This is a genomic window from Aestuariivita sp. (assembly GCF_049276915.1).
GTDB lineage: Bacteria > Pseudomonadota > Alphaproteobacteria > Rhodobacterales > Rhodobacteraceae > Aestuariivita.
Genome location: NZ_JBASXK010000131.1, coordinates 1 through 8,524, shown reverse-complemented (window position 1 = coordinate 8,524; position 8,524 = coordinate 1). Strand labels below are relative to the sequence as shown.

Here is an 8,524-nt window from a genome sequence, read left to right as displayed (position 1 = left end):
ACCCAGAGCCTCCATTGTTGAAGCCGCTCTGATGTCCCGTTTTATGTGACGACGGACAACTCACTGATTGGATGTCAGAATAGCTACCCATCGAAAGGCAGGCAAGTGAGCTAAGCGCTCACCGTCGCAACCGGGCAAGTCCATCACATCTTTGTACATTTTCTATATATTCTGGGTGGCGGTTCAACTGCTCCAAAAGTTTTTTATCAACAGGGATAATAGCCCGGTAGTAGCCCGGACGCGCTCACGTGTGTGTCCACCGTCAGATAGGCCCGTGCTGCATTGAAGGTGGGCCACTCCACCCCTCCATTCCCCGCCGGGTCTCCACTTCTGGCAAATGCCCCAAGCGCACCTCCGAACATTCGGGCCAGCGCCTCCAGTTCATCCTGACCCGCACCTTTTAGCATCGGCGCATTCGCCCAGGTCGCCAGGTTTCCGAAAACGAAAGGCAACTCGATACAATGGCAGGCACCGATTTCCGGCGTTGGCGACTGCCATGCGAACACATAGGCCCAGACCTGCCCTTCGGCGGCGGCGAGCGCTTCGACATAGTCGAACGTGCCAACTACGAAACGGCCGCGCGAGCCGTGATCGATCAACACTGCTGCGTCGCTGGTGGGTATGCGCCGTCTGCGCGCGCGGGCCAGTTCGGTCGCCGCCCGCGCGCCGTAGCGTTCGGTAAAGCGGGTCTCGATCAGGGCACTGGCCTGTGCGTGAAACGCCTCGTCCTTGTAGTGAAAGGCCGCGTGCTCCTCGCGCGTTACCCCTGCGATCATCGGGCACCACGCGGCATGCTTCGCGGCATCGGGTGCCGCTGGATCGACGCTCAGGTATTCTCCGTCCAGAACCGGCAGGAAAGACGGTGTCACATCGTCCGGTGCGCGGTCCATCCCGCGCAGCAGCGCGGCCTGCGCGCCGAGGATCTTCGAGATTGACGCTGTATGCGGTGCCTCGCCCAACTCAGCCAGAAAGCTGTCTGCGGCATCTTTGCTGGCCGCTGGTGGTTTCAGGTCGATCCCCATCGGAGAACTCATCACCACTGCCCTGTCGAACAGGGCGGAAGCATCGTCACGCGCCAGCATGGCCTGGATCGAGTACGCCCCGGCAGACTGTCCGCTCACGATAATATTGCCGGCGTCGCCGCCCATACCGGCGATGTTCGCGCGGGTGAACCGCAGCGCGGTTTCCTGGTCCATGAGCCCGAGATTTCCGGGCGCGATGCCCTCTATGGGGAGGAACCCCAGAACGCCGAGGCGATAGCTGATATTGACGACGATGATCCCTTCGCGCTCCGCCAGGGCTGTACCGTCATAACAGCCCAGCCCCCCGCCCCCGGTCATGAATGCGCCACCGTGGATGAAGACCAGAACCGGCAGCGGCCCGCTGCGCGCGTTCGGCACCCAGATGTCGAGGTGCAGGCAGTCCTCGTCCTGATCCGCCGGGTAGTCGCCCATCACCTTGGCCAGACGCGATTGCAGTTGCGGCGGCACCGGTGAGTGGCCCGCGCTGCAATCGAGCGTGCCTTGCCAGGGCGCAATCGGTTCGGGCGGCGCGAACCGGCGCGGGCCGGTCGGGGGCTCGGCATATCTCAGCCGCGCGATACGTGTGACAGCACCCAGATCGCTGCCGCGAACCGTGCCGTTTTTGGTCTCGAATACAGGCTCAGACATCGATTCACTTCCTTTAACATTGTGTTACACGCCTATTTACCAACATACTGCTGCCAACCGCGATCCGATTTTGAGAGTTCGGCGTGCCAAAAATGGGTCACTCATGCGCAACCTCGATGATCTCTATCTTTTCAGAAAAGTCGTCGATCTCGGCGGTGTTTCGGCCGCATCGCGCGAACTGCGCATTCCGAAGTCCACCGTGACGCGGCGAATCGCGCTGTTGGAGGCACGGCTCGGATCACCGCTTTTCCATCGCAGCGCGCAAGGGCTGACCCTCACCAATTTCGGGCAGGAGTGCCATCTGCGCTCCGCTGCCTTGGTTGACGACGCCGACAGGCTTTTTGAGTTTGTGGACCGCCGCCGCGAAGAGCCGAACGGTTTCTTGCACGTCATCTATCCCGCCACTATCGGCACCGCGCTGATCGAACCGCTCGCCGCCGATTTCGCGCTGCTGCAACCGCAGGTCCAGCTGCATCTGGAGGCTTCTACGGAACTGATCGACCCACGTAGCATTTCCGCTGATCTAGTCTTTCATTTCGCGTTCAACCCGTTGCCGGACGCGGATTTCATTGCGCGCAAGCTATATGAGAACCCCTTCGTTCTGGTCGCGCATCCCGGCGTCCTGAAGGGCCGTCGGTTGCCTGAAGAACCTCAGGCTTTGCAGGGGTTGCCCTGCCTCGGGTTCGGGCCGAAATCATCGCATTGGAACTGGCGGCTGCATAAAGGAGACAGAAACTACACGCATGGTTTCGAGCCGGCGCTCACTACGTTCCAACTGTCGGCGCTGGTGACGGCTGTCCGCCATTCTGCAGGGATAGCATCCGCCCCTTTGAGTGTCGTCGGCAAGGAAATTTCCGATGGGGCGTTGCTGCGCGTTTTGCCTGATTGGAACCCGCTGCCGGCAGTGCTCTACGCAATCTATCCAAACCGGCGGAGCTTGACCACGGCGGCCTGGCGGTTCCTCGAGGTGGTCCAGAAACACTTCCGGACCCCGCATCCGCCGATGACCCCCTATCCACCCTATGCCCCCGCTCGGCGCAGCGCCCAAAATTCAGCCCGCGAATAATGGCGAATTTTTTTCTTCACACAAGTCATTTTTTTCAGCAGGCCGACAGAGACGCACCATCGGATGCTTACCTTGGGTCAATGGTGAGTTGACCCAAACACGGGGTGGTGCCAGCCTTGGGCAAAGGTCGCTCTGGAGGCTTCACGATGAAGCAACACGCCATTTCCCTGTCCGAGGTCACGTTGACGCTGGGCGGCAGCGAAATCTACCGTGATGTGTCTTTCGACGTCGCGGAGGGCGAATTCGTTTGCCTTCTCGGCCCTTCGGGCTGTGGAAAATCAACGGCGCTGCGCCTGATCGGGGATTTGCTGCCGGTGCAGGGCGGCCGTGTTAAGGTCGAAGGCCTTAGCCCTGCCGAAGGATGGAAGCGCACCGCTTTTGTCTTTCAGTCGCCCCGGTTGCTGCCGTGGAAAACCACGCTGGAGAACGCAGCGTTCGGGCTAGAAATGCGCCACCCCGAAATCGACCGCGCCGACCGGCTTGAACGCGCACAGCGCGAATTGGACCATGTCGGGCTGGGTGATGACGGCCACAAGATGCCTGTGATGCTGTCGGGCGGCGAGCGCCAGCGCGTCTCGATCGCCCGCGCGCTCGCGCTCGATCCGCATATCATCCTGATGGACGAGCCGTTTTCGGCGCTCGACCACACCACGCGGACCCGTTTGCGTCAGCAGATCGTGGACCTCTGGGGGCAGACCGGCAAGACTGTGCTTTTCGTCACGCACGATATTGACGAGGCGCTTTTTCTCGCTGACCGCATCGTGGTCCTGTCCAACAAACCGACGCAGGTCGAAGACATCGTGACCGTCTCCGCCCCCCGTCCCCGAGACCCCGACGCCAGTCCCGAACTGGACGGGCTTCGGCAACGGTTGATCGCCATTTTCGAAACGCTCGAGGGAAGGGAAACGCCGGGGGCCCTTTCCGGATAGCCAGGCAGAGCAGCCGGCTGCCAGTGCCCCCAAGGGCCAACAAATTACTTAACGACCAACCAAACCAAACAACGGGGAAAAGCAATGAAGATATTCAAACCGATCATCCTGGCAGCGGCTGCCGCAGTAGGGCTGTCCGGCGCGGCCGCCGCCAAGGACACCGTCACTTTCGCCCATCTCGCGGACCCGTCCATCGAGGCGGCCATGTGGGCGATCAACAACGGCAAGGTGACCTCAGACCTGATCGAGGTCGAAGCCACCGCGCTGGAAATTCCGGCGCTGATTCAGGCCACGGTTGGACGCACCTTCGACGTGGTGATGACAGCGGGCATGGCGATACCGCGCGCCGTGGAACGGGGCCTGCCGCTACGGATCATTGCCGCCGGATTGCGCGCCAGCGAAGCTGGCGAAGGATCGGCCATCTGGGTCCCCAAGGACAGCGACATCAAGTCTGTAGAGGATCTCAAGGGGAAGAAGCTGGCGGTCTATTCTCTGGGCTCGTCAGGGATCACACTTATTCGGATCGCCCTGTCGGAGTTCTACGGTATCGATGTCTCGCTCGAAGGTGGCGACATTGACTTCGTCGAGATGCCGCCCACAGCCATGCCCGCAGCGCTCAGCACCGGCCGGGTCGACGCCGCGACACTGATTCACGCCCAGGCGTTCAAGGCGACTCAGGACGGGGACTTCGTGCCACTGGTGCAGACCTCGCAGGCGTTTCTGGAATCGACCGGCTTGCGGATGGTCTCTGCCGTATTGGCGGGCTACGCGGACAAGCTTGAGGGTAATCCCGCGAACTACAGCGAATTCCTGCGCATGGTACAGGACAGCCGGGCCTATGCGCTCGCCAATCCCGAAGAAGTCTTCGGCGCGGTCGGCGCGGAGTTTGACGTCGACCCGGCCTTCTTCGATGTGTGGTTCAACACCTACTCCGATTTTCCGGCCACGTTCATGCCCCAGGACCGCGAGGCGCTTGTCTACCTGTGGGACAAGGCTATCGAGATCGGCGCGCTTGAGAGCTATCCGCCGCTGGCTGACATGAGCTGGCAGCCGGAGAGCAATTGATGGCGAAAGCCCCAGCGGGGCGGCTGTCCGCCCCGCAAAACCCTTCGCCTTCGCCGCGGCTCAATGTGGCGCGGCATCTAAGCGGGACCCGCATCGCGCATATTTTCACCTTGTTTGCCTTGCTGGCCTGGTGGGCCTATTCGCAGATCATTCCGGCCTACCAGATGCCCGGGCCGGGAGCGGTATTCGCCCGCATGCTGGACTTCGTGACCACGCCGTTCCTACTGTCGCAACTCTGGGTTTCGATCTACCATATCTCGGTGGCGATCGGGGTCGCGTTCTTGGTCGGATCCGCACTGGCCTTCACCGCCCGCTTCGTGCCGGTCACGCGCATGTTGATCGACACGGTCCTGACGCCCTTTCTCAATGCTTTCGCCGGGATCGGTTGGCTGTTTCTGGCGCTCTTGTGGTTCGGGCTGAACCATACCACCGTGATTTTCGCCGTGACCATGATCTTGATCCCCCTGACCGCCATCAACGTGCGCGCGGGCTTGCAGGAACTCGACGAGGACATGATGGAAATGGGGCTCAGCTTTACCCGGTCCGGGTGGCGCAGGTTCGGCTGGATCGTCGTGCCGCTGCTGGTGCCCTATTTCTTCGCCGCCCTCAGGATCAGTTTCGGCGTTTCCTGGAAAGTCGTGCTGACCGCCGAGCTCTTCGGCGGCAATGCGGGGCTGGGCTACCTGCTCAATGTCGCGCGACAGGAATTCGATACGGAGACGATCTTTGCCATCATCGCCTTCATCCTCGTGTTCGTGGTGATCTGCGAACAGCTGCTGTTCCGGCCCGTTCAGCGCCGCCTAGACCGGAGGTTCGCCCGTGCATAGCAAGACCGCTTCCATCGGTGCGCAACGTGCCGTCACCGCGCTCGGCATCGTCTGCCTGATTGCCGGATGGGCGTGGGTCGCGCGCGGCCAGCCGGAATACGTTCTGCCCGGTCCCGTGGCCGTGCTGCAAGGCGTCGCGCGGTTCTTTACCGAGCCGCAACTGGCGGCGCAGGCCGGTATCAGCCTCTTCCGGGTGGTGCTTTCGGTCGCGGCGGCCATGATTATCGCGCTGATCCTTGCCGGGTTAGTGCGGCGTTGGCGCATCCTCGATGAGACGATCGAACGGCGCGTTCTGACCTTCTTCAACGCCTTCCCTTCGGTCGGCTGGGCCATCCTCGGCGTGATCTGGTTCTCGATCTCGAACACCACGGTCATTTTCGTCCAGGTGGCGATCATCCTGCCGTTCTGTCTGATCAATGCACTCGCGGGCTTTCGCCAGATCGATCCGGAGATGGATGAACTGGGCCACAGCCTGACCCGGAGCGTCTGGCGCAGGTTTCGCCTGCTGTCGCTGCCGCTGGTGGCCCCCTTGCTGTTGTCCGGCCTGCGCGTCGCCTACGGCATCTGCTGGAAGATCGCCCTCGTCGCCGAACTGTTCGGTGCCTCGTCGGGTCTGGGCTATCAACTCGCGCGGGCGCAGTCGGTGTCGGATGCCACGATGGTCTTTGCCTGCTGCATCGTGATCGTCCTGATCTTTCTCGTCACCGACCTGTTGTTCCTGAAACCCTTCGTGCAGCGGTTCTCCGTGAACCAATGACCTCGTCCTCCTTGATCCGGAAAGGCCCGATCATGACCAACCATCCAGATACCATCTTTCACAACGCTCAGATATACACTGTCGATGCCGATTTCCGCGTGGCGCAGGCCGCCTCTGTCCGCAACGGCCGGTTCGACCGTGTCGGAACCGATGAGGAACTGCTCGCGACCGCAGGCGACGCCACACAGCTGATCGATCTGGGCGGACGCACGGTAATCCCGGGACTGTTCGATTCCCACCTGCACCTCTACATGACCGGTATGGAGGCACCGCGCGTGCCGCTGATCGACTGCCGCTCAATCGCCGATGTACAGGCGGCCATCGCGGAGCGGGCGGCCAGTACGCCAAAGGGCGAATGGATCATCGGCAGGATGGGTTGGCACGAGAGCCTTCTGGCCGAAAACCGCATGCCCACCCGCGATGAGCTGGACAAAGCGGCCCCCGACAATCCGGTCTTCGTGCCGCGCGGTGGCCATGTCGGTAGTGCCAATTCCGCGGCTCTCGCGCTGGCCGGGATCGATGAAACGACGGAAGATCCTGCGGGTGGGCTGATCGTGCGCGAAGTCGGCTCGCATAGGCCGACGGGGCTGCTGCTGGAAAAGGCCTCCTACATGCTGCGCGCCGTCCTGCCGCCGCCCCCTCCGCTCGAGACGGAAAAGGCGCTGCTGCGCGACGCGATGGCCCTGCTCAACAGCTATGGCATCGTGGCGACAATGGATCCGGGGCTGAACGCGCACCAGATCGGCATCTACAGCGCCCTGCGCGACGAAAAGGCGATGACCGTGCGCACCGACTTGATGTTCCGCGCCAACAACATCGGCATGACCGAAGAGGGCGTGACTTATGCCGGTTTCCCGGACGACGAGATGCTGCGCTTCGTTGGCGTCAAGTTCATGCTAGACGGCGGCGTTGAAGGGGCACTGCATTACGAACCCTATCAGATCGTTCCGGGCGAACAGAACGATCCGGAATATCGCGGCCTGTCCCTGCTGCCACCGGGCGGCGAAGCGGAATTTGTCGAGTGCCTGAAACTGGTGGCGCGGGCCGGGTTGCAGGCCCAGACCCACGGGGTCGGGGACGATTGTATCGACACGATCATCCGCAGCTATATCGCCGCATCGCAGGAGGTGCCTATCCGGGATCTGCGCTGGGTCCTGATGCACATGCACAATCCAACGCAGGAGGTTTTTGCCAAGATCCGTGACGCCGGTATCCTCGTCACGGCCCAGAACCAAAGCGTGCTGCTGGGTGCCAACAAGGTCAAATGGTGGGGCCGGCCCCGCGCCGAATGGTCGACGCCGATCCGCCGGATGATCGACGACGGTTTGTTGGTTGGTGGTGGCACGGACGGGCCAATCGTGCCCATCGATCCGTTTATCTGCATGTGGTGGATGGTGACCCGCCAGACGCTGCAGGGCGACTGTCTCGGCCCTGATCAGGGCATCACCGTTCGCGAGGCGTTGGAACTCTACACGATCAACAATGCGCGTATCATGGGCGTCGAGAAAGATCGCGGGTCGATCGAAACTGGCAAGCTTGCCGATCTGGTTGTGCTGGACCGCGATTTCATGGCTGGTGAACCGAATGAAATCCGCGGCACAAAGGCTCTACTTACAGTCTTGGGTGGGAATGCCGTGTACGGCGACCCGGCGGATATTACCATACAAAACAATCGGCAGTGAGGTAGCAAAGTGCGGATCAAAGTGTCTTGTCAAAAGGATTTGACTTGAGGCGGGCAGGGCAGTTTCGTGGCCTTTGGCCATGACGAAATCAGAGCTCGTCAAGTGCTTTCACAGCAGGCCGGAGATCATCCGCCTGGTGGTCATGATGTACGTTCGCTGTGCACTGTCGCGTCGGAACGTGGAGGATCTGTTGCACGAACGCGGCATCGACATCAGCCATGAAACGGTGCGATTTTGGTGGAACAGATTTGGCGCGCTGTTTGCCGCAGAGATCCGCAAGAAAGGGTTACCCAGATGCGCGTATATTCAACTTGGCACTGGCATCTGGATGAGATGTTCTTGAAAATCAACATCGGTCGGCACTACCTGCGGCGCGCGGTTGAGAACGAAGGCGAGAGGGTTGAAAGTACGAGTTGGATCTCGGTCACGATTGCAGCGAGTGAGATTCGAAACCCTATTTTGGCATAATGAATTCAAAACTTACGTGGTAGAGAAGATTTGACGTCAGTCCCGTTCCCTCCGCCACTT

Annotated in this window: 7 protein-coding genes and 1 pseudogene; 7 read left to right on the top strand and 1 reads right to left on the bottom strand. The window is 61.2% G+C overall.

The annotated features are described in order from the left end of the window. Window positions 1-206 precede the first annotated feature (206 nt). Window positions 207-1,670: a carboxylesterase family protein gene (locus tag WAO69_RS14200; RefSeq protein ID WP_422180256.1), complete on the bottom strand. Its 1,464-nt coding sequence runs from the start codon at window positions 1,668-1,670 to the stop codon at window positions 207-209. 103 nt (window positions 1,671-1,773) lie between these two features. Here WAO69_RS14200 and WAO69_RS14195 point away from each other — a divergent pair, with 103 nt between their 5' ends. From WAO69_RS14195 to WAO69_RS14165, 7 genes and pseudogenes are all read left to right on the top strand, one after another. After that, window positions 1,774-2,736: a LysR substrate-binding domain-containing protein gene (locus WAO69_RS14195; protein ID WP_422180254.1), complete on the top strand. Its 963-nt coding sequence runs from the start codon at window positions 1,774-1,776 to the stop codon at window positions 2,734-2,736. Window positions 2,737-2,882: 146 nt separating this feature from the next. After that, the gene (locus WAO69_RS14190; protein WP_422180252.1) at window positions 2,883-3,665 is read left to right on the top strand and encodes an ABC transporter ATP-binding protein; all 783 of its coding nucleotides are present in this window, start codon (window positions 2,883-2,885) and stop codon (window positions 3,663-3,665) included. An 84-nt stretch (window positions 3,666-3,749) separates the two neighbouring features. Next, a complete protein-coding gene (locus WAO69_RS14185) occupies window positions 3,750-4,730 on the top strand; it encodes an ABC transporter substrate-binding protein (RefSeq protein WP_422180250.1) in 981 nt (326 codons plus the stop codon). After that, window positions 4,730-5,557 carry an ABC transporter permease gene (locus tag WAO69_RS14180; RefSeq protein WP_422180248.1) on the top strand — a complete coding sequence of 276 codons (828 nt, stop codon included), beginning with the start codon at window positions 4,730-4,732 and terminating at the stop codon, window positions 5,555-5,557. Before WAO69_RS14185 ends, WAO69_RS14180 begins: the two co-directional genes overlap by 1 nt. Next, window positions 5,550-6,314 (top strand): ABC transporter permease, encoded by a 765-nt coding sequence (locus WAO69_RS14175; RefSeq protein WP_422180246.1) that lies wholly within the window; start codon window positions 5,550-5,552, stop codon window positions 6,312-6,314. Before WAO69_RS14180 ends, WAO69_RS14175 begins: the two co-directional genes overlap by 8 nt. 32 nt (window positions 6,315-6,346) lie before the next feature. Next, complete coding sequence (locus tag WAO69_RS14170; RefSeq protein ID WP_422180244.1) at window positions 6,347-7,996, top strand: amidohydrolase; 1,650 nt, start codon at window positions 6,347-6,349, stop codon at window positions 7,994-7,996. A gap of 79 nt (window positions 7,997-8,075) precedes the next feature. After that, window positions 8,076-8,404 (top strand): annotated as a pseudogene (locus WAO69_RS14165) (IS6 family transposase); the annotation flags it as partial. Window positions 8,405-8,524 lie beyond the last annotated feature (120 nt).

Coding starts and splice junctions, on each gene's coding strand:
- WAO69_RS14200 (WP_422180256.1), bottom strand. CDS start 1,670: ATGTCTGAGCCTGTATTCGAGACCAAAAACGGCACGGTTCGCGGCAGC.
- WAO69_RS14195 (WP_422180254.1), top strand. CDS start 1,774: ATGCGCAACCTCGATGATCTCTATCTTTTCAGAAAAGTCGTCGATCTC.
- WAO69_RS14190 (WP_422180252.1), top strand. CDS start 2,883: ATGAAGCAACACGCCATTTCCCTGTCCGAGGTCACGTTGACGCTGGGC.
- WAO69_RS14185 (WP_422180250.1), top strand. CDS start 3,750: ATGAAGATATTCAAACCGATCATCCTGGCAGCGGCTGCCGCAGTAGGG.
- WAO69_RS14180 (WP_422180248.1), top strand. CDS start 4,730: ATGGCGAAAGCCCCAGCGGGGCGGCTGTCCGCCCCGCAAAACCCTTCG.
- WAO69_RS14170 (WP_422180244.1), top strand. CDS start 6,347: ATGACCAACCATCCAGATACCATCTTTCACAACGCTCAGATATACACT.